Raw genomic sequence first — 20,975 nt, forward strand, 5'->3', positions numbered from 1 at the left:
TAAAACAACCTTCATGAGTTTAGAACCTTTCCTTGCCGTATTTGTGATTACCCAATACAGGAGACACTTAAAAATTGATGGACTGCTTACCAAGTGGAACAAATACCTTAACATAGGCTATTATATAGCTATAGCAATTTTTATATTCGGTGTAAGCTTTGACCACGGGGAAAAGCTTACAACGATAATTTCGCACTTGTTTTTTTTAGGCGTAGTAATATGTCCTTACTATATCGACGACCTGAAATCAGGCAAACAACTGGCCTTTGCGTTGATCCCCTATGCAATTTTAGGATTGATAAAAGATGTATTTGAAAAGTGGTTTCCCAACTTTTATGACAACCATGAAGGCACTTTTCAAAGCTTCATTGGATTCGCACTCATCTGGGCGTTTTCACTTTGGCTTATCAGCCGTAAGCAAACCAAAGCGCTGGAAAATGAAAGAAAACAACGCTTTGCCGAGCAGGAGCAAAACCGTATGATGGCCGCTATGAAAGTAAACCTTGAAAGCGAAGTACGAGAACGCACAGCCGAGTTGACAAAGCAAACAGAAGAATTACAACAAGCCCTTTCTGAACTTAAAAGCACCCAGGCACAGTTGATCCAATCGGAAAAAATGGCCTCCTTAGGTGAGCTTACAGCCGGTATTGCCCATGAAATTCAGAACCCACTGAACTTTGTGAACAACTTTAGCGAAGTGAGCATCGAACTGCTCGAGGAACTAAAAGAAGAGGTACTTGACAAATTACCCGATGATGTGAAAGAAGATGCGGGCGATATCATTAACGACATTACCCAAAACCTGAGTAAAATAAATCAGCACGGCAAACGCGCCGACGCCATTGTCAAGGGCATGCTGCAACACTCGCGCGCTACAACCGGCAAAAAAGAGCCAACCGATATCAATGCACTTGCTGATGAATACCTCCGCCTAAGCTATCATGGCTTACGCGCTAAGGATAAATCATTTAACGCCGGCATGAAAACCAGCTTTGACCCCGATCTGGGTAAAATAGAAGCTATCCCGCAGGATTTAGGCCGTGTGTTGCTTAATCTCTTTAACAATTCATTTTACTCGGTTTCCGAAAAAAAACGAGGTCTTGGCGAGGGGTATGAACCGACAGTAACGGTTAATACTAAAAGGGTAAAATCGCCGGCAGGGGTCAATATGGTGCAAATTACGGTGGAGGATAATGGTACAGGCATCCCGCAAAAGGTGCTGGATAAAATTTACCAGCCCTTTTTTACTACCAAACCTACCGGGCAGGGCACGGGTCTCGGGCTTTCTATGAGCTATGATATTATTACAAAAGGGCATGGCGGCGAATTGAAGGTTGAAACTGCCGAGGGCGAATTTGCACGTTTTATAATTTGCATACCCGTTGGCAACGTTGCCCAGAGTTAAACGCCGGTAATTTTTACGTTTAAGCCCAATAAAACCACACAAAAATTTAACTTTGAAGTACTATGAAAATACTTGTTGTTGATGACGAGGCCGATGTTCAACCCTTGTTTTTACAACGTTTCAGAAAAGAGATCAAAAGCGGCGAAGTAGAGTTCAATTTTGCGCTATCCGGAGAGGAAGCGCTCCATTTTTTGGAAGAACATCATTCGCAGGTGGTCCTGATCTTGTCTGACATTAATATGCCGGGGATGAGTGGTTTGGAGCTGTTACGTAATATAAGGCATAACTATGAACAACCACCACCGGTAGTAATGATGATCACCGCCTATGGCGATGACGAAAACTATAAACAATCAATGGAGCTTGGCGCCAACGACTTTTTAACCAAGCCGCTTGATTTTAACAACTTAAAAGACAAACTTAAACACTTAGAACAATAATGGCCAAGATACTGGTAGTAGATGACGAGCAGGACCTGGAATTACTGATCAGGCAAAAATTCAGGAAAAAGATACGGGAAGGCGTGTATGAATTTGTATTTGCCCAAAACGGTTTTGAAGCGTTAACTCAACTGGCCTCCCACCCCGATATTGACGTGGTTTTAAGCGATATCAATATGCCCGAAATGGATGGGCTAACCCTGCTTACCAAATTGCCCGATGCCAATCCTATATTAAAAGCGGTAATGGTTTCTGCCTATAGCGATATGGATAATATTCGCACGGCCATGAACCGGGGCGCGTTTGATTTTGTTTGCAAGCCGGTAAATTTTCAAGATCTTGATATCACCATCGAAAAAACGCTGCAACACGTTATCGAGCTCAAAAAAACCATGCAGGCCATTAAGGAAAACAATATCCTGCGTATGTATGTGGATGAGAACGTGCTCAACTTCATGACCCACAAGGAGTTTGAGAACAGCCTGCTAAGTAATGAAACCATTGAAGCGACAGTGCTCTTTATCGATATATGCGGTTTTACCGCCATTACCGAGCACGTTGCTGCAAATACCGTTGTTGGCATGATCAATAAGTACTTTGATGTAATGGTACAGGAAATCATAGCACAAAATGGCCATATAGATAAGTTTATGGGCGATGCCGTGATGGCCGTTTTCCGTGGCGATTACCACCTTGACCGTGCCATTGATGCAGCTTTGGCTGTGCGGGATAAAATGCATGAGGCCGATGAGATCCAGGCGGGCGACAAAACTTTTAAACCCTCTGTTTCTATAGGCATCAATTCGGGCGAAATGATCTCTGGCAATATCGGTTCGGCCACATTAAAACGGCTGGATTATACTGTAATAGGCGATGCCGTTAACCTGGCCCAGCGCCTGCAAACCGTGGCACAAGCCAACCAAATCATTGTAAGTGCCGATGTTTATGAACAGGCAAAAGGTTCGTTTGCACTTAATAAAATTGGAGAGGTAAGTTTGAAAAATAAGGCTAATCCTGTGGAGATTTACGAGGTGGTGGATTAAGTCTTAAGTCGGGAGTAAGGAGTACAAAGTCGTCAAGAATCAAAGCTTCAACAATTGCACTCGTCTTCAACGGGCGCTTAAAATGGGTTGGCGATTTCATCGCATGGGCGTTATAAACGCAAGCCTTTATTAAGCACTTCTGCCGTTGTTGGTGTTGCCACCACAGGTGTTCGGAAGATTTTTAATTCCCTCCTTGGGGAGGGGTGCGTCAGAGTTGTGTAGTGGCAGGGAGGGGTTTATGCGCCATTTCAAACGGGTAATCCTATCGGTGAAACCCCTCCCTACACCCTCCCAGGGGCTACTGTGTGTACACAATTAATAAAAAAAGGTTAGACATTTGGGAGATGGAAAAGCCGGTTAACTCTAACCCCGATTTTGAGGGGGTATTTGGAGACAAGCGAATAGGAAAACGTGCAGCACAGGTATTAAGAAAGCTGACAACAGGTCGAAGTAGTAGTTTACGGGAGATCACGGAAGATGAATCGGAACAGCGTAGTTTTTACCGATTATTTAATAATGAAAGTTTTAGTGAATCGGGGATTATAAAAAGTATCACAGCGCGATGCAGTGAATTAAGCAAAGGCAGACATTTATTGTGTATACAGGATACGACAGAGTTTAACTTTTCGGCAAAGCAAAGGCGTATAAAGCCGGAAAGTGGATTGGGGACGACATCCAGGAATGATATCCTGGGATTTATGTTACATAGTAGTTTGGTGGTGGATGCTGACAGAAGCCATGCATTAGGCTATTCTTTTATCAAGACATGGGAAAGAGCGGAAGCGACACCCGAAAAGCAGGGCCGTAATTACCGGGATCTTCCTGTCAAAGAAAAAGAGTCGTACAAATGGATAGAGGCAGCCAGGGAGAGTAAAGATTTGTTGAAAGATGCCAGTACGATAACCATTGTTGCTGACCGTGAAAGCGATATTTATGACCTGTTTGGTGTAGCAGAAAAAGATCGGGTGCATCTGCTTATCCGTTCCAACCACGATCGTCAGATCAGCGGAAAATTAAAGCTAAGTACATGCCTGGAGGCCTTGCCTGTAATGCATACTTATAAGTTATCCATAGCAGGCGATATCAGGAAAAACACCACTAAGCGTGTTGCTGAAATGGGGCTAAAATGGTCAGGGGTTGAACTGTTAAAGCCAAAGTCATGCAAAGATGAGCAATTGCCGGACGTTCAGCAGATTTATGTAGTGGAGGCCATTGAGCAGGGCCGGAAAAATGGTATTCACTGGCGGATATTAACAACCCATCAAGTCACTACATCGGAACAAGCTTTACAGATCATCCGCTGGTATAAGGAAAGATGGCACATTGAACAGATTCACCGGTTATTGAAAACAGACGGCTTCCGGATCGAACGATCCCAACTGGAACAGGGATGGGCTATTCGCAAGCTTACTTTGCTGGCTATGATGGCAAGTCTGCGGATCATGCAGATGATGTTATCTTATTTAGATGATAATGAACAATCTATAGATGAGGTTTTTGATAAGCAAGAGCAAAAGTGTTTACAAATGATAGGCAAGAAAATGGAGGGAGAAACCGAAAAGTTAAAGAACCCAGTAAAAACAAATACCTTAAGATGGGCTACATGGATAATTGCACGAATGGGCGGTTGGAAAGGATATACATCACAAAGAAAACCAGGCCCTATTGTATTACAAAAGGGCCTGGCCAAATTTTACAATGTGTATGAAGGATGGTTACTCTTTCAAGATTATAACTAAAAAGATGTGTACACACAGTAGCTCCCAGGGGAGGGAATCGCACAATCCCCAGCTTTTTTTATTTCTTCCGAACACCCGTGGTGACAACACCAACAATGGCTACGGTTATAATTTTTTCATTGAAGCTGGAAGCTTAAGCAATGCCCACTCCGGGTTACGCTCCGCTAAACCCGAAGTAGTCTTGTTATTTAACAGTAATGCCATCCTTTTGGGATGGCATTACTGTTTTTCGCTGTAAACGACTTATGACTTAAAACTAAAGACTTAGAACTTTCAATTAATGATCCCTTACCTTTTTCTTCAACACCCCGCCGGCAGCTTCTTTAATACTATTAGTAAATACGAAAGCTTTAGGATCGATGCTATGAACCAGGTTTTTTAACCTGCGTACTTCTAAACGGGTTACCACAGTGAAGATGATATCTACCGGTTGGTGAACATCAAAACTCTCCTTCATAAAGCCACGCTCACCTTTGTAAATCGTGATCCCACGACCAAGTTCCATCACAAGTCGTTCTTTAATGATCTCACTTTGACCAGAGATGATATTTACCGCCGTGTATTCTTCCAAACCGTCAATAACAAAAGTGATGGTGCGCGATGCTGTGTAATAGGTTAAAATGGAGTACAATGCTGTAGGCAAACCCAATTCAACAGCTGCTATCAGGAAGATGATAATGTTGATACCTAAAATGATCTCGCTAATGGTGAAACTGCTGCGTTTCAGCGTATATAAAGCCAATATCTCTATACCATCCAGTGCGCAACCGCCACGAATGGACAGCCCTACACCCAGGCCCATAAACACGCCACCAAAAATAGACACCAATAGTTTATCCTGGGTTATAACCGGGTATTCTATAAATTGCAAACACAGGCCAAGTCCAATTACACATGCAAACGTTTTTAATGCAAATGATTTATTAACCTGGAACATGCCCATGATAATAAAAGGGATATTGGCTATGATAATTACATAGGCTATATTGAAATGATAAAGCTCATGAATTAACAATGAGATGCCGGTTACCCCGCCGTCAAAGAAACTATTGGGTACCAAAAAACCTTTTAAAGCGAAACCGCAGAATAAAATACCAATGATAACTGTTACTACATCTTTGATAACTTCTTCAATTTTTAAACCCGGCTGTGTCATTAATAGCAGTATTTTATAGTCGTTGTGTGATAGCTGTTAAGTGTTCGTTCTTACATTCAGCCCTGAGCCTGAGCGCAGTTTGGGTGAAGTAGTGATGGCTCTGCAGGAATTTCACCTGCTGCCTGTCCCACTCCAATTCCGATTCAAGGTGATCTGTAATTACAAGTTCCGAAAATAACCTTTTACTGAGGATAAAAAAATCATTTCGGCCCAAATAATCTAAATCGGCATCACAAATTATCTGCCCTAAATGATTATGAGGGCTTTGCGGCATTTTGGTTGCCATAATAATATCGCAAACCTGCTCAATTTCATCAGTAGTATAACCAAATTGAGGTAGATATTCTCGTGCGTTTTTGCATGAGCTTTCCTCATGATTGGCTTGCCCAAATAAAAAACCCGAATCATGATAATAAGCTGCAGTGAGCAATAGCTGTAATTCGTGCCCGCTTACCTCCTCACCCGCCGCAATTTGTTTTGCCGCGGTATAAACATCAAGGGCATGATCGGCATTATGGTAATGAAAATGTTCGGGGAGTTCGTTTTTTATTTTGTCGAGGATAAAGTCCCCGGCTTGTTCTACTTGCATTCAGTATTTATAATAGGCGCTAATATATAAATTTAGGAGGGATGCGATGATCGGGAAAAATCTTATTTAAGATAGGAGGCTCCTATGGAGCCATTTAGATTCTGTCTATTTTACGACTCCATCGGAGTCTCCTATATCGATAATGATGATTGCCCTTTTTTTATCAAGAACAAAGAGATTACATTTCCACAAACATGTCAAATTCAAAATAGATATGGATTCAACTGGCACAATCATGTACCTCTACATTAAAAACAAAACCTAAACAATTATCTTAGCACAATGAACAGCTGGTTTAAAAACTACAAAGGCATCATCCTATTAATAACAGGTATCATCATTGGCAGCATTGCCGGAGCTGTTTTAGGTAGTAAGGTGGAAATAATTAAGCCCATCGGTGATATTTTCCTAAACCTGCTGTTCACGGCTGTTGTGCCGCTGGTTTTCTTTGCCATAGCTTCGGCCATTGCCGCGCTGGATGGCTCGCAAAAACTGGGGAAATTACTTGGCGTTACCTCGCTGGTATTTGTGTCAACTGTTGTGATTGCTGCTGTAGTTACCATTATAGCCATCTGGATCTTCCCAATTCATCAGCACCTGGTAGCCAGTCCTATCACCGAGGCTATCACCAAAAAGCCCTTCGGCGATCAACTCACAGCTTTGTTCACCACCGGCGAGTTTTACCAGCTATTATCCCGTAAAAGCATGCTCGCCATGATCATTTTTGCAGTGATTACCGGTTTTGCCACACTGCATGCAGGTGAAAAAGGCAAAGCTTTTGCCGGCTTTTTGCATAGCGGTAACGAGGTTTTCAAGAATATTTTTAGCCTCATCATGAAAATAGGGCCAATTGGATTGGGCGCTTATTTTGCATACCAGGTTGGCGTGTTTGGCCCGCAATTATTTGGAGGTTATGCGCGCTCTATGGCTTTGTATTATGGTGTCGGCGCTTTTTATTACCTGGCTTTGTTTAGTCTTTATGCATTTATTGCAGGCGGAGTTAGCGCAGTTAAGCGCTATTGGAAAAATAATATCGTACCATCAGCAACGGCTGTGGGCACCTGCAGCAGTATAGCCACTATACCGGCAAATTTAGATGCCGCTAAAAAAATGGGGATTTCCGATGCTATTGCCAATATCACTATTCCGCTTGGGGGTACTTTGCATAAAGATGGTTCAAGCATCTCATCTATAGTAAAAATGGCGGTGGTGTTCGCGCTATTCGGTAAAAGTTTTAATAATGCCGAAACTATAATCATAGCACTTGCCATGACCGTTTTGGTGAGCCTTGTTGAAGGCGGCATACCCAACGGCGGTTACATAGGCGAGTTACTTTTTATTTCCGCCTATGGTTTCCCGCCTGAAGCGCTTCCTCCGGCTATTATCATTGGCACCCTGGTTGACCCAATGGCAACCTTATTAAACGCCACCGGAGATACTGTTGCAGCAATGTTAGTAGCCCGGTTTACGGAAGGAAGAGACTGGTTACCCCCTGCCCCCTAAAGGGGGAATCCTGATAGATTATTCACTTAATATTACCGATATGCTTCACATCCTTTATATTATAGCTATCATCGCCGAAGCCATGACGGCTGCCCTTTCTGCAGGACGAAGAGATATGGATTGGGTTGGCGTTTGTATTATAGCCTGGGTAACAGCATTAGGTGGCGGCACTGTTCGCAACATATTATTTAATCACTACCCCATGAGCTGGGTTGAACATCCCGAGTATTTGGTGATTACAGCCGGGGCAGCCATATTAGCCGCTGTCATCGCCCGCATCATGACCAAAATGAAAACGTTGTTCCTTTACCTGGATGCCCTCGGTTTAGTGGTATTTACCATTATTGGCTGCCAAATAGCGGAACAGATTGACCTTCCCGCACTTATTATTTTGCTAAGCGGCATGATAACCGGCTGTGCCGGCGGCGTACTGCGCGATGTATTATGTAATGAGGTACCGTTGTTGTTTCGTAAAGAAGTTTATGCAAGTGCATCCATTGTTACCGGGGCATTTTATTTAGGGATTGAACATTTAGGTGCGCCCGCTGGGATATCTATAGTAATAGCCTGCGTTATTGGTCTAACGCTGCGTTTGCTGTCGATCAAATACAACTGGCAAATGCCCAAGTTTGTGTACCGGGAAGAATGGCATTGATTCTTGATTTCGGAATTGGGATTTTCGATTTCGGATTTTGCTTTACGTCAGCTGAAAGCTGACACGTTGGTTCACCACGGGCTGAAAGCCCGCGGCAGTTGTGTATAAAACAGCAAGGCGAGGTTTTCACCTCGCCTTGCTGTAAAAATATCCACCATTGTTCCCCCTTCAGGGGGTTAGGGGGTTACTCCGTACTCAACGAATACGGAACATCGCTAACCTTAACACCTCTTGCTTTATTGGGCTGAGGTGCCATATTAAAGTTAAGCACAGCGCCCTTTTTTAGCTCTGAGTGGCTTAACCAGGTTAAATCATATGGTTTGCCGTTAACATTTAATGTGTTGATATATTTATTAGCAGGGCTGTTATTGACTGCGTTGATCACAACTTTTTTACCATTATCGAGATTTAGCGTAATTTTCTTAAACAGCGGTGTACCTAACACGTATTGGTCGCTGGCCGGGGTTACCGGGTAAAAGCCCATAGCCGAGAACACGTACCAGGCAGATGTCTGGCCATTATCCTCATCTCCGCAGTAACCATCAGGGGTAGCTTTGTAAAGTTTTTCCATAGCATCACGCACGTGGAATTGGGTTTTCCATGGCTCGCCTGCATAGTTGTACAAATATATCATATGCTGGATAGGCTGGTTGCCATGCGCATACTGCCCCATGTTCATGATCTGCATTTCGCGGATCTCGTGAATGGTTTCGCCGTAGTAGCTATCATCAAATACCGGCGGCATGCTGAACACCGAATCAAGTTTGGTAATAAACTTCTGACGACCGCCCATCAAATCAATCAAACCCTGCATATCCTGAAATACGCTCCAGCTGTAATGCCAGCTATTACCTTCGGTAAAGGCATCACCCCATTTAAACGGACTGAATGGTTTTTCAAACGTACCATCCTGGTTTTTACCACGCATCAATTTGGTTTCCGGGTCAAACAGGTTTTTATAGTTCATGGCCCTTGTTTTGTAAATGCCTATCTCTGACTCTGGCTTGCCAAGCGCTTTACCTAATTTATAGATAGCAAAATCGTCGTAAGCATACTCCAATGTACGGGCCGCATTCTCGTTGATCTTAACATCATAAGGCACATACCCTAATTTGTTATAGTACTCTACACCCTGCCTGCCTGTAGCCTGCGGACCAGCATTGTTGGCACCATGTACCAGTGCGTCCCATAAAGTATTGATATCGTATCCACGCAAACCTTTTAAATAAGCTTCAGAAACAACAGAAGCTGAGTTATTACCGATCATCACCGCCGAATAACCCGGGCTTGACCATTCAGGCAACCAGCCACCCTCTTTATAGTCATTGATGAGCCCTTCCTGCATTTCTTTATTGATAGACGGATAAACGAGGTTCAGGAAAGGATATAAAGCCCTGAAGGTATCCCAGAAACCGGTGCCGGCAAATTTATAACCCGGGAACACTTTACCAGTAGATGCGCTGTAATGTACAATCTTATTGTCTTTGTCTATTTCGTACAATTTGTTCGGGAAGAACACCATGCGGTAAAAGCATGAGTAAAAAGTACGCATCTGATCAACCGAGCCTCCTTCAACCTGCAAATGGTTCAGGGTTTTGTTCCAAACGGCTTTTGCTTTTTGGCAGGTTACATCAAAACTATCCTTACCCTGCTCGCGCTCCAGGTTAAGCTCAGCCTGTTCAATGCTGATGAATGACGATGCCACACGCAGATGAACTTTTTCGCCTTGCGTAGTTTTAAAACCAACTAAAGCGCTCGCATGCTCAGCTTTCAGCTCAAGGCCATCAGCCTGTGTGGTATCGCTGAAAGTATGTGCATAAGTGATCGGTTTATCTACATAAATAACAAAGTAGTTTTTAAAGTTTTTAAGCGGTCCACGCCCGTATTTAGTAGAGTAGCCTACGATCTTCTTTTGATCGGGCATGATTTTTACATATGAGCCTTTATTCAGCGCATCGATCACAATAAACGAGCTATCAGTTTGAGGATAAGTAAACCTGAATTGAGCCGAACGCTCGGTAGGCGTAATTTCGGTAGTTACGTCGTGATCGGCCAGGTAAACGCTGTAATAGTAAGGTTTAGCGGTTTCGGCCTTGTGCGAGAACCAGCTGGCCCTTTTATTTTGGCCTACCACAGCGTGTTTGGTAACCGGCATAATGGCAAACTGCCCATAGTCGTTCATCCATGGTGATGGCTGGTGGGTTTGTTTAAATCCGCGGATCTTGTGCGCATCGTAGGTGTATGCCCATCCATCTCCCATAACACCTGTTTGCGGTGTCCAGAAGTTCATGCCCCATGGCAGGGCGATGGCGGGATAAGTGTTACCATTTGAAAGGTCGTAGTGTGAATCGGTACCCATCAACGGATTGATGTATTCAACAGGGTCGGTAACTTTATTAACCTGCTGAGCAAAAGTACCCGAGGCCAGCAACACGGATGTGATAAGTACCAGGGCTTTTTTCATTGTCTAATGTTTTGTTTTTTGGTGAAACGTTTTACCAGCCGTAAATATAAAAGACTGGCTTGATATGGCCAGTCTTTTATGTGTATTATTTGCAATATACAATTACCAACCCGGATTTTGGGTCAATTTACTGTTAGTGCTGATTTCACGCTGCGGTATAGGCCACAGGTAGTATTGTGTTTTAAAGGTTACCCCCTGTTCAGTTTGTGAAGCTGTAGGATCGGCAAAGGTATTTGACTGAGGCAGGTAAGCCATGTGGGTACGCTGCATATCAAAGTACGCTTTGTTTTCATAAGCAAGCTCATGATAACGCTCCCTCCAGATGGCCTCGCGAAAGGTATCTTTAGTTAAATTGCTTAACGGGGCCAGTTTGGCACGTGCACGGATAGCGTTAACCGCCGCATAAGCATCGGCAGTTGGACCATTTACTTCATTTGAAGCTTCAGCATAAATTAACTGAGCTTCCGGTAAACGCAATAAAGTCCAGTTCTCATCACTGTTACCGCTTTGTGCAGCACTTTCAACATGGAAATATTTGTAAAGTGCATGCTCACCAAATTGGATGATGTTGCTCGGGTTACCGTACTGCGGATAGCTTGAGAAATAAAACTGACGCTCCTGTGTACGAAGATCACCCGATTCATAGCTTGCTACAAATTGGTTGGTTGGGATCATAGCACCCAGGTGGTCACCATATGCACCAACCAACAGGTTGAAAGGAATAGTTAACTGAGGTATAGCATTGGTTTGAGTACCTACCAGGTAATTGATCTGGAATATTAATTCCTGTTGATTTTTATGAGCATTATCATGCAGGTAAGCATAATCGGTAAACAATGAATACCAACCCAAAACAGGTTGAATTTCAGATGCTGCTTTAGCATAGTTTTCAGTTTGCTTAAGCGGGAAACCTGCAGTTGTTAAGTAAACGCTGGCCAGTAAAGTTTTCACCGCACCCAATGAAACACGGCCGGTTGCATCAGTATTTGGCATACCGGATGCTTCAGCTGCCTGCAAATCGGCAATGATTTGTTTATAAACATCGGCTACAGGTGTGCGTGAAGGATACAAATCAGGGCTGCTTACACTTTGGCTTTTAGTTATCAAAGGAACATCGCCATACAGCCTAACCAGGTGATAGTAATAAAATGCCCTAAAAAAGTAAGCCTCACCTATCAGCTTCTTTTTTAACCCGTCATCCATAGGTGATATGCCGGGGATATTTTCAATAGCAAGATTAGAGTTGGCAATGCCTTTATAGCAGTTGTACCATACAGTTTCAAAACCTGGGTTAACCGCGTCTGTACGCTGGTGGATCACGTTACCGTTGTTCACGCTTTGTCCTAACGAAGTAGCGTGGCCGGCAAATAGCTCCAACGTAATAAAAGGGCTTTCACCATAAGCATCTCCGTTCTGGAAAAAATACATTACGTTATATAAACCATTTACAAAGGTTTGAGCCTGATTTGAGCTGGCAAAATAATTACTCTTAACAAAGTTACTCTTATCTTTTTCATCAAGATATTTTTTGCAGCCACTGCCGGTAGTAGCAGCAAGGATAAGTAAAAGACCACCTACCCGGTATTTTTTTAAGTTAAATTTCATAATATGATATTTTAACATTTTTTAAATTAAAGACTAACATTAACACCTAACAGGAAAGTACGTGGTTTTGGATAATCGTAAAACTGGATACCCTGTGTAAAGTTGCTTGAGCCGTTGTAGGTTGATACCTCTGGATCGTAACCGGTGTATTTGGTTATCAGGAACAAGTTTTGCGCCTGTGCATAAACCCTTAAGCGGCTCAACTTTAACTTTTTAAGAATATTGTCATTAAAGGTATAGCCAAGTGTTACTGCCCTGCCACGGATAAAATTACCGCTCTCAACTTTGGTTGAATAGATCTCGGTTTGATAACGCACGTACGCAGGTCTGCTTTCGGCGATGCTGGTGTTTTGGTTAGTTGGTGTCCAGGCGTTAAGTACAGTTGCGTAGCTGTTAGCCTGACCTGTACGGTCCTGACCAGAGTGACGGGTAAGGTTCATGATCTGGTTACCGTAGTTAAACTGCAGGTCAACACCTAAGTCGATGTTTTTGTAACGGAAGTTGTTGCTGAAAGTACCGTAGCCATCAGGTATTGATTTACCCAAAACCACTTTATCGGCAGCGCTAACTTTGCCGTCGCCATTAGTATCCTGTATTTTCAGGTCGCCTGGTAACAAGCCATATTTAGCAGCTTCAGCGGCTTCAGCGGTACCCCAGGTTCCAAGCACTTTGTAACCATAGAAGCTACCGGCCGGCAAGCCAACACGCATCAGGTTAAATTGCGACAGGAAGGTTGGGGCAAGGAAAATATCATCATTAGATGCACCTAACTGAAGGATCTTGTTTTTTAAGAAAGAAATATTAAATGTTGAGTTCCAGGTAAAGTCCTGAGTTTTTATCGGAGTAGCATTGATCGTAAACTCCAGACCTTTGTTTTGTAAACGGCCTATATTCTTATATACCGTTTGAAAACCACTTGTTTCCGGTAGCGGTGCATTTAATAATAACGCTTTGGTTTTTTTCAGGTAAGCATCAGCTTCAATGTTTAAGCGGTTGTTGAACAAGCCTAATGAAAAGCCTAAATCATACTCAGCAGTTTTTTCCCATTGCAAATCCTCGTTACCGATAGAAGTTTGGGTAGTACCTACTGCGCTGTTACCGCCGAAAGCATAGCCAACAGTATTGATGTTTGCCAGTGAACGGTATTCGCCAATTTCGGAGTTACCGGTTAAACCATAGCTCAACCTGAATTTCAGATCCGATATAGTTTTATTATCTTTTAAGAAATCCTCCTGCGATGCTCGCCATGCAAACGCCGCAGATGGGAAGAAACCATATTTTTTATTAGTACCAAAACGTGATGAACCGTCTTCACGACCGGTTAACGTTAACAGGTATTTTTCGTTATAGTTATAATTCAACCTGCCGAAAAATGACTGCATTTGCCATGCATCGTAGTCAGACTCCGGCTTGTTAGGTACAATACCGGCAGATAAGTTGTAATACTGATAAAAATTGTCAGATAATGTACCGGTTGATCCTTTTAACCGCAGCTGCTGATAGTTTTGACGCTCGGCACCTACAACAAAGTTTACATTATGTACCTTATTAAAGGTTTTGTTATAGGTAAAGTAGTTTTGCCATTGCCAAAACGTTCTGTTAAATTCTTCTATTGAAGCCGAGCTGTAGCTTTGACCGGCAACAGGGCCACCAACAAGCCCGCTTTGGGAAGCAGGATTATAATTGGCAGATGTGGTTACACCTAAAACACTGCGGAATTCAAGACCTGGCAACAGGTTTAAGTTCAAATAACCATTACCACTGAATATACGGTTACGGGTAAGCGACTGAATTTCATTGGCCTGGGCTACCGGGTTATCACCGCCTTCAAGGTTTGGATAATCGGTACGTTTGCCATAGGTTCCGTCAGGATATCTTACAGGAATAAAAGGCACCATCTCAATCAACATACGCGGGATATTGTTACCGCCTGTACCCTGATCCTGGTTGCGGCCATCCTGGTAGTTATAGTTTAACGTAGCGCCAACTTTAACCCATGGCTTAATCTGGTTATCAACTGTTAAACGCACATTGTAACGTTTCAGGTAGCTGTTAAGGATAATACCTTCATCATCGGCGTAGTTCAGGAATAAACCATAGTTGACATTTTCGGCACCACCGGTAAACGAAACGTTATGGTTTTGGCTTACTGAAGTACGGGTTGTAGCTTTTTGCCAGTCAACATCATACAACGGGTTCAGATTTTGGTCGAACAGTTTACCGATGAGGGCTGTTCTTTGTGTTACAGGATTGCGGTCGGTATAGTCGCCTGCAGCCCAGCCGGTAGGGTCGTATTTTTTGATATTAGCGTAAGAAACATCCTCAATCTGCATAAACTCTTTTGAGTTAAGCACAGGTATTTCCTTAAACATATGGTTTACTGCCATATAGGCATCATACGAAATAGTACCGCCTTTTTTACCTCTTTTAGTAGTAACCAAAATTACACCGTTTGCACCGCGTGTACCATAAATAGCGGTTGATGATGCATCTTTCAGTACGTCGATAGTTTCGATGTCATTAGGATTAATAGCGTTACCGCCTTCAGTCCAAACTACACCATCCACAACATACAATGGATCGGTATTGGTATTGATAGAACTGTAACCACGGATCCTGATTTTGGTTGCGCCACCTGGTGCACCAGAGTTACTTGATACGTTTACACCGGCAATTTTACCTGACAATTCCTGCTCCAGATTGGTTTGCGGGCGCTCCTGCAGTTGCTTTGCACCTACGCTGCCCACCGAACCGGTAAGGTCAACCTTTTTAGCGGTACCGTAACCAACTACAACCACTTCGCTCAGCGCTTTTGGCTCTTCTGTCAAAACAACGTCGATCTGGCTTCTGCCGCCGATAGGTACTTCTTTGGTTGTATAACCAATAAATGTAAAAATCAGTGTACCGTTACCATCGGGTGCATTAATGGTGTATTTACCGTTAATATCGGTTTGCAAACCAACATTGGAACCCTTTACCCTAACAGTAACACCCGGAAGCGGACCTTTGGCGTCGCTTACCGTACCTGTTACTTTAATTGGGGCAACAGCTACCTGCGATACAACAGGCTCATCCTTCTTTTTTACAACAATGGTTTGGTCAAAGATTTTGTAGGTAAGAGGCTGATCTTTAAAGCACTGATCAAGTGCATTTTCTATAGATACATTTGCAACTTCAATGTTGATAGCTCCGGCTTTTGATACATCCTGTTTATCATACATGAAATGATAGCCTGTTTGCTTTTCAATTGAACGGAGTACTTTTTCAACGGTAGTGTTTTTTTGGTGCAAAGTAACTATCTGGCTATAACTTTTGGCACTCACATTGGTAAGGGCCGCAATTATAATAAAGGCAGTTAGCTTCATGGCCAATATAAATTTGCGTAATTGAGGCCATGCCAAAGGCGTGGCCTTAGAATTAAAATTCATAAGTTTGTAGAGTTTGGGTTAAACATTAACTTTCAATTCGTCGATTGTAGATTTTTGGGACCCAGATATTTAGGCCGGGAAAGTACTGCGAATACTTCCCGGTTTTTTTATATGCTGATTTTGGGGTTCAATACACATGTTCAAACACATGATAAACCGTTTTACCATCTTGGGCCCAAGGGGGGTCGGGCTAAATGATCTTAGGTATTTCTTCCATCATAGGGTTGTTTAAATTGTTAACAATTGGTTGCTTAATATAGTAGGTATAATAATTATGCTATTGTTGTATGGTAATGCGCTTATCTTCAATTTTAAATTTCACCCCGGCATAACCAAGCATGTTCATTAATTCGGATGCTTTTACATTTCGGGAGATCCTTCCTGTAAATTCGCGCTGCGGTATTTTGCCTTCATAGGCCACCTCAACATCATACCAACGGGCAGCCTGCCTCATAATGGCATCTATCCCCGCATCCCTGAATTGAAATATTCCGTCTTTCCAGGCTATTTCATCATCTACATCAACATCGTTAAGTACTTTCAGTCTGCCCGCTTTATTGAGTAAAGCCTGCTGTCCCGGCTTTAAAATGCCGCTTGCAGTACCGTTAGTTATTTTCACCGAACCTTCTAATAAGGTAGTTTTCATTTCGGCTTCGTCATTATAAGCCATTATATTGAAATGCGTACCTAAAACCTCCACTATTGTGTTGTCAGATTTAACCCTGAAAGGCATCTGCGGGTTTTTACTAACCTCAAAGTAAGCTTCGCCGGTGATGGTGACCTCACGCGTTTTGCCCGTAAACCGGGTTGGAAAACTTAATGATGATGCCGAATTCAGACAAACCTTGCTCCCATCCGGCAAAACCAGCTGATATTGGCCGCCACGCGGAGTTGAAATAGTGTTTATAACCGGAGCATCAGCATTAGTACCAGCTTCATAAACCAGCTGGCCGTTACGGGTTTTATTGATCCTGGTAGTTCCCTGCTGTGCCAGCAAACCATTTTGTGCACTATCAAGTGTGATGTTTTTGCCATTGGCCAGAGTTAAAACAGCTTTGTTGCTACCCGGTAAAGCATCATTCTTAAGATGAGTTTTGGCAATGGTCTTTTTTGTGACAACCTGTTTTTTTTGATTGCTGTACATGTAGGCGCCAAAGCCAACAATAAATAAAAGCGAAGCGGCAACACCCAACCTTCTCCAGTGCAAATTATTCTTCTTCACAGGCAGAGGATCGGCTTGTTCGATATTCTCCCGTAAGATCTGGTTGAGCATATCCTCACTTTTCGCCCTGTCAAAAAGAGGCCCCTGATCATCAAGTTTATCCCAGGCTTGTTGTATAACCGAAGCAAGCTCCGCATCAGTTGCCGATGAGTTGATGATTTCAAATAGTTCATCACGCTCGGCCTGCGTTGCGGTGCCGTTATAATAAGTATTAAACAAATAATCAAGCCGGGCGTAAAGTTCGCTCATAGTAAATGTTTTTCGGTATAACTGTATAATTGGCTACAGTGAGTTGGGGCAGATCTCATATACATGACACCTGATAGATTAAAAAAGGGGGTATTACTTTTTAAAAAAAATAAAAAAAGTGAATTAATGCCATTACCAATGCTATAACCTCCATATGCTCATGCACATAGTCTTTGATTGAAGTAGTAGCAATTTGCAGGTATTTTTTAACAGTTTCGCGGGATAGCTCCAACTCGTCGGCAATTTCGTGATACTTTAAACGGTTATGCCTGCTCATGAGGTAAACCTTTTGCTGCTGGGGAGGCAGCTGATCGATGGCCTCGTCAATCAAATTATAATACTGGTCTGTTACCTGCACTTCGGCGTTAAAAGGTACAATGCGGGTTTCTTCTAACTTTTTTAGCTGTATTTGCTCACGGGCGACCTTTCGCAAACAGTTTAGAGCGTGGTTTTTTGAAATTACAAACAGGTAAGCCTTGAAATTATCAACCCCGGTTAGTGTTTCGCGGGTCATCCAAATCTTCATGAAAACGTCCTGCACAATCTCCTCGGCCAATTCAACAGAATGGGTTATACGCAAAATATGAACGCCTAAACGCTGATGGTAAGCTGAAAACAACTGCCGGAAAGCAAACTCATTACCCTGAGCTACTTGCAAAAGCAGTTCTTTCTCATTTGATTGAGTAAATTCAAACATAGGCTAATGTATGGTTGCTGCAAATATTATAAAAATCGCAGTATTTGCAGCATTAATAATTATATCGATGAAATCAACATATAACTATAAAGAAATCGGAATGTTTTAATAAAAATACAACGGGCTCCTATTCCCAATAATTATTTAACTATTAAGTATGTATTAAATAAAAGAGAATCAATACAATGGCGTTGGCAAACCATCCAAACTAACCCTGTTTTTTTCTTGTTTATAATCGGCCAGCCCCTGCTCGCCTTTCTTTTCGGCCCATTTCATAGCATAATCACGCTCGCCTAAATACTCATAAAGTGGTACGCTGAAACCACATGAAGTTTGCACCATGTCAATATCTCCCACTATTATTTGCCGGGTTGCCATATGGATCTTAAAATGTGACGACAACTCATTCCACTCATCATTACTACTATCGGGTAAAATACTGTAACCTTTACCATATAAGCGCAGAATGTTTGGAGGTCCGTCAAAAGCGCAAAACATAAAAGTTATGCGTTGGTTTTCGAGCAGGTGGGCGGCAGTTTCATTACCACTGCCAATAATATCCATATAAGCTACCCGGTTATTGGAAATAATCCTGAAACTGGCATTATCTTTTGGTGAAAGGTTTACATGCCCACCGGAACTCAACGGAGCTGTTGCCACAAAAAATATTTTTTGATGGGCGATGAAATCCTTGTGATGGTCAAGTATCTCATTAAAAAACTTACCCATAATAAAAGGTTTTAATTAACGATACTCAAATATAAGCATAATCGTTTTAGCATCACGAAAAATAAATAGCCTGGGCCAAAATCATCTCTGAATATTTTGGTCCAGGCTCAACGTTAATCCCTTCAATGTCTCTATCGTATACTCCACCTGCTCGGCGTGTACATCAAGATGTGTTACAAAGCGGATTCGGTTTTTACCTGTATCACTTGCTTTAATACCCTTTTCAGCAAGTTTAGCAAGTACAGCGGCAGCCGGTTCAACCGTATCAAACAACACGATATTAGTTTCAACCGGGACCACATTACCTACCCATGGCAAACGGCCCAACTCCTCACCTAAAATACGGGCATGGGCGTGGTCTATCTTCAGTCGTTCAACATGATGGTCAAGCGCGTAGATCCCCGCGGCAGCCAAAAAGCCGGCCTGGCGCATACCACCACCTAATACTTTGCGAATGCGGCGTGCATATTTGATGGTTTCTTTATCAGCTAATAAAACCGAGCCTACGGGTGCGCCTAATCCTTTTGACAGGCAGACCGAGATACCATTAAAATACTTTCCATATTCAACCGCAGCATCACCGGTGTGGGTGAGCGCATTAAAGATGCGTGCACCATCGAGGTGAAGTTTTAAACCTTTCTCCCGGCACAGACTGGCTATAGGGTTGATATTTTCGAGCGTATAACAACTACCACCACCTTTGTTAACGGTATTTTCCAAAACTACCAAGCTGGTATGCGGATAATGGATATTTTCGGCATTGATCTCGGGCTCTATCATTTCGGACGTAAGGATCCCGCGGTAACCCTCTAATAGCCGGGTTGAAACCCCGGAGTTAAAGGCTATCCCCCCACCCTCATACCGATAAACGTGCGCTGTTTGATCGGCAATGAGTTCATCAAGCGGTTGTGTAAAACATTTGATAGCTATCTGGTTGGTCATGGTGCCCGAAGGGCAAAATATAGCCGCTTCCATACCAAACATGGCGGCGGCTTTAGCTTCAAGGGCGTTTATGGTTTCGTCCTCGCCAAAAACATCATCCCCTACTTTGGCGCTCCACATAGCTTCGAGCATGCCGGGCGTTGGCTTGGTTACTGTATCGCTTCGTAAATCAACAGTCGTCATATTAAATTTATAAAATTTGCGTTCTTTGTATCAGTATTCTGAACATGTTATGCGCTCAATTTTAATCATTTTATTTTTCATGCTGTGTTTTGTATCAGCAAAATCGCAAAAATGGCAACAAGGTAGCTTTACCGATATAAAGGGCAACCGCGAAACCGGGCTGATCCGCACCAATCCTTCAGGAAAAGGGCCGATAAAAGGTGAAGGTTTTATTGAATTTAAGGACAATGAAAAAACTAATCCCTATAAATTAAGCGCCAGCGATTTAAGATCATTTGTTGTTGGACAGGATAGTTTTGTTGTGGCACACGCTCCGGCAAACGAATCATGGACCAAAGAAGAGACCGACTTTGTGAAAGTGGTACTTGATGAGCCCGTGAGATTATACATGGCTAAAGGAGGCAAAGGTGGCGGTGGCAGCGGCTTCGGCATTACACCCGGGATAGCTGCAGGATACGGCACCGGGGGTTATGGCGGTGGAATTGGAGGCGGCATAGGTATTAACCTTGGCGGCGGCGGTGGCCGGGGTGGCAGCTCAAAAACAACATACTATTATGGCGAAACCACCGCCGGCATGAAACGCCTTACTGACGAAAACTTTGAAGATATCATGAGTGACATCATGGGCGATGAACCGGACCTGGTTGATCAGATCCACGAGCATAAATTTAACCTTAAGAGCATTGATAAGCTCATCGCTAAATTTGATGAGCTGCAAAAAGCAAGACAATAGATCTCTTTATCAACCGACAAACCAATAGATGACTATCTGATACTTTCAGGTAGTCATTTCTGTTTATAAACATGTGTAATTTACTTTACTCGATACAGTTTGTCTCAAATCTCACGTCTCAAATCTACTATCTCAATTTCTTTTTTCTTCCCTGACCATCACGTGTTTAACCACAAATATTAACAAACCAAAA

16 protein-coding genes are annotated in these 20,975 nt (G+C 42.9%); 7 read left to right on the top strand and 9 right to left on the bottom strand.

Annotation, left to right across the window (positions count from 1 at the left end; genetic code table 11):
- The first annotated feature begins 13 nt into the window (after window positions 1–13).
- From ACEN9X_RS00280 to ACEN9X_RS00295, 4 genes are all read left to right on the top strand, one after another.
- Complete coding sequence (locus ACEN9X_RS00280) at window positions 14–1,405, top strand: ATP-binding protein (protein WP_413668501.1); 1,392 nt, start codon at window positions 14–16, stop codon at window positions 1,403–1,405.
- A gap of 62 nt (window positions 1,406–1,467) precedes the next feature.
- Entirely contained in the window at window positions 1,468–1,845 is a 378-nt protein-coding gene (locus ACEN9X_RS00285) for a response regulator (protein ID WP_413668502.1), read from the top strand.
- A complete protein-coding gene (locus tag ACEN9X_RS00290) occupies window positions 1,845–2,888 on the top strand; it encodes an adenylate/guanylate cyclase domain-containing protein (RefSeq protein WP_413668503.1) in 1,044 nt (347 codons plus the stop codon). The genes ACEN9X_RS00285 and ACEN9X_RS00290 overlap by 1 nt, the downstream gene beginning before the upstream one ends.
- 344 nt (window positions 2,889–3,232) lie before the next feature.
- Complete coding sequence (locus ACEN9X_RS00295) at window positions 3,233–4,627, top strand: IS4 family transposase (protein WP_413668504.1); 1,395 nt, start codon at window positions 3,233–3,235, stop codon at window positions 4,625–4,627.
- A 277-nt stretch (window positions 4,628–4,904) separates the two neighbouring features.
- Here ACEN9X_RS00295 and ACEN9X_RS00300 read toward each other — a convergent pair whose 3' ends face one another.
- Window positions 4,905–5,783: a YitT family protein gene (locus ACEN9X_RS00300; protein ID WP_121810611.1), complete on the bottom strand. Its 879-nt coding sequence runs from the start codon at window positions 5,781–5,783 to the stop codon at window positions 4,905–4,907.
- Between the two features lie 13 nt (window positions 5,784–5,796).
- On the bottom strand, window positions 5,797–6,372 hold the full coding sequence (locus tag ACEN9X_RS00305) for a hypothetical protein (protein ID WP_413668505.1): 576 nt from the start codon (window positions 6,370–6,372) through the stop codon (window positions 5,797–5,799).
- A 282-nt stretch (window positions 6,373–6,654) separates the two neighbouring features.
- Between ACEN9X_RS00305 and ACEN9X_RS00310 the strand changes: the two genes are divergently transcribed.
- Together ACEN9X_RS00310 and ACEN9X_RS00315 are read left to right on the top strand one after the other, a co-directional pair.
- Window positions 6,655–7,875, top strand: coding sequence for a dicarboxylate/amino acid:cation symporter (locus tag ACEN9X_RS00310; RefSeq protein ID WP_413668506.1), 1,221 nt, complete (start codon window positions 6,655–6,657; stop codon window positions 7,873–7,875).
- A 40-nt stretch (window positions 7,876–7,915) separates the two neighbouring features.
- Window positions 7,916–8,530: a trimeric intracellular cation channel family protein gene (locus ACEN9X_RS00315; protein WP_413668507.1), complete on the top strand. Its 615-nt coding sequence runs from the start codon at window positions 7,916–7,918 to the stop codon at window positions 8,528–8,530.
- 184 nt (window positions 8,531–8,714) lie between these two features.
- Here ACEN9X_RS00315 and ACEN9X_RS00320 read toward each other — a convergent pair whose 3' ends face one another.
- From ACEN9X_RS00320 to ACEN9X_RS00350, 7 genes are all read right to left on the bottom strand, one after another.
- Complete coding sequence (locus ACEN9X_RS00320) at window positions 8,715–10,994, bottom strand: GH92 family glycosyl hydrolase (RefSeq protein WP_413668508.1); 2,280 nt, start codon at window positions 10,992–10,994, stop codon at window positions 8,715–8,717.
- Between the two features lie 102 nt (window positions 10,995–11,096).
- On the bottom strand, window positions 11,097–12,599 hold the full coding sequence (locus ACEN9X_RS00325) for a RagB/SusD family nutrient uptake outer membrane protein (protein ID WP_413668509.1): 1,503 nt from the start codon (window positions 12,597–12,599) through the stop codon (window positions 11,097–11,099).
- Between the two features lie 26 nt (window positions 12,600–12,625).
- Window positions 12,626–16,027, bottom strand: a complete 3,402-nt coding sequence (locus ACEN9X_RS00330; RefSeq protein WP_413668510.1) for a TonB-dependent receptor — start codon at window positions 16,025–16,027, stop codon at window positions 12,626–12,628.
- 277 nt (window positions 16,028–16,304) lie between these two features.
- On the bottom strand, window positions 16,305–17,498 hold the full coding sequence (locus ACEN9X_RS00335) for a FecR family protein (RefSeq protein WP_413668511.1): 1,194 nt from the start codon (window positions 17,496–17,498) through the stop codon (window positions 16,305–16,307).
- Window positions 17,499–17,598: 100 nt separating this feature from the next.
- Window positions 17,599–18,195, bottom strand: coding sequence for an RNA polymerase sigma factor (locus ACEN9X_RS00340; protein WP_413668512.1), 597 nt, complete (start codon window positions 18,193–18,195; stop codon window positions 17,599–17,601).
- A gap of 177 nt (window positions 18,196–18,372) precedes the next feature.
- Complete coding sequence (locus ACEN9X_RS00345; RefSeq protein WP_413668513.1) at window positions 18,373–18,924, bottom strand: pyridoxamine 5'-phosphate oxidase family protein; 552 nt, start codon at window positions 18,922–18,924, stop codon at window positions 18,373–18,375.
- 81 nt (window positions 18,925–19,005) lie between these two features.
- A complete protein-coding gene (locus ACEN9X_RS00350) occupies window positions 19,006–20,049 on the bottom strand; it encodes a threonine aldolase family protein (protein ID WP_413668514.1) in 1,044 nt (347 codons plus the stop codon).
- 49 nt (window positions 20,050–20,098) lie between these two features.
- Between ACEN9X_RS00350 and ACEN9X_RS00355 the strand changes: the two genes are divergently transcribed.
- Window positions 20,099–20,782: a hypothetical protein gene (locus ACEN9X_RS00355; protein ID WP_413668515.1), complete on the top strand. Its 684-nt coding sequence runs from the start codon at window positions 20,099–20,101 to the stop codon at window positions 20,780–20,782.
- Window positions 20,783–20,975 lie beyond the last annotated feature (193 nt).

It is taken from the genome of Mucilaginibacter sp. Mucisp86 (genome assembly GCF_047324315.1).
Taxonomy (GTDB): domain Bacteria; phylum Bacteroidota; class Bacteroidia; order Sphingobacteriales; family Sphingobacteriaceae; genus Mucilaginibacter.

What these genes read in the sequence shown, in the direction of transcription:
- ACEN9X_RS00280 (WP_413668501.1), top strand. Translation starts at nt 14, where the DNA reads ATGAGTTTAGAACCTTTCCTTGCCGTATTTGTGATTACCCAATACAGG.
- ACEN9X_RS00285 (WP_413668502.1), top strand. Translation starts at nt 1,468, where the DNA reads ATGAAAATACTTGTTGTTGATGACGAGGCCGATGTTCAACCCTTGTTT.
- ACEN9X_RS00290 (WP_413668503.1), top strand. Translation starts at nt 1,845, where the DNA reads ATGGCCAAGATACTGGTAGTAGATGACGAGCAGGACCTGGAATTACTG.
- ACEN9X_RS00295 (WP_413668504.1), top strand. Translation starts at nt 3,233, where the DNA reads ATGGAAAAGCCGGTTAACTCTAACCCCGATTTTGAGGGGGTATTTGGA.
- ACEN9X_RS00300 (WP_121810611.1), bottom strand. Translation starts at nt 5,783, where the DNA reads ATGACACAGCCGGGTTTAAAAATTGAAGAAGTTATCAAAGATGTAGTA.
- ACEN9X_RS00305 (WP_413668505.1), bottom strand. Translation starts at nt 6,372, where the DNA reads ATGCAAGTAGAACAAGCCGGGGACTTTATCCTCGACAAAATAAAAAAC.
- ACEN9X_RS00310 (WP_413668506.1), top strand. Translation starts at nt 6,655, where the DNA reads ATGAACAGCTGGTTTAAAAACTACAAAGGCATCATCCTATTAATAACA.
- ACEN9X_RS00315 (WP_413668507.1), top strand. Translation starts at nt 7,916, where the DNA reads ATGCTTCACATCCTTTATATTATAGCTATCATCGCCGAAGCCATGACG.
- ACEN9X_RS00320 (WP_413668508.1), bottom strand. Translation starts at nt 10,994, where the DNA reads ATGAAAAAAGCCCTGGTACTTATCACATCCGTGTTGCTGGCCTCGGGT.
- ACEN9X_RS00325 (WP_413668509.1), bottom strand. Translation starts at nt 12,599, where the DNA reads ATGAAATTTAACTTAAAAAAATACCGGGTAGGTGGTCTTTTACTTATC.
- ACEN9X_RS00330 (WP_413668510.1), bottom strand. Translation starts at nt 16,027, where the DNA reads ATGAATTTTAATTCTAAGGCCACGCCTTTGGCATGGCCTCAATTACGC.
- ACEN9X_RS00335 (WP_413668511.1), bottom strand. Translation starts at nt 17,498, where the DNA reads ATGAGCGAACTTTACGCCCGGCTTGATTATTTGTTTAATACTTATTAT.
- ACEN9X_RS00340 (WP_413668512.1), bottom strand. Translation starts at nt 18,195, where the DNA reads ATGTTTGAATTTACTCAATCAAATGAGAAAGAACTGCTTTTGCAAGTA.
- ACEN9X_RS00345 (WP_413668513.1), bottom strand. Translation starts at nt 18,924, where the DNA reads ATGGGTAAGTTTTTTAATGAGATACTTGACCATCACAAGGATTTCATC.
- ACEN9X_RS00350 (WP_413668514.1), bottom strand. Translation starts at nt 20,049, where the DNA reads ATGACGACTGTTGATTTACGAAGCGATACAGTAACCAAGCCAACGCCC.
- ACEN9X_RS00355 (WP_413668515.1), top strand. Translation starts at nt 20,099, where the DNA reads ATGCGCTCAATTTTAATCATTTTATTTTTCATGCTGTGTTTTGTATCA.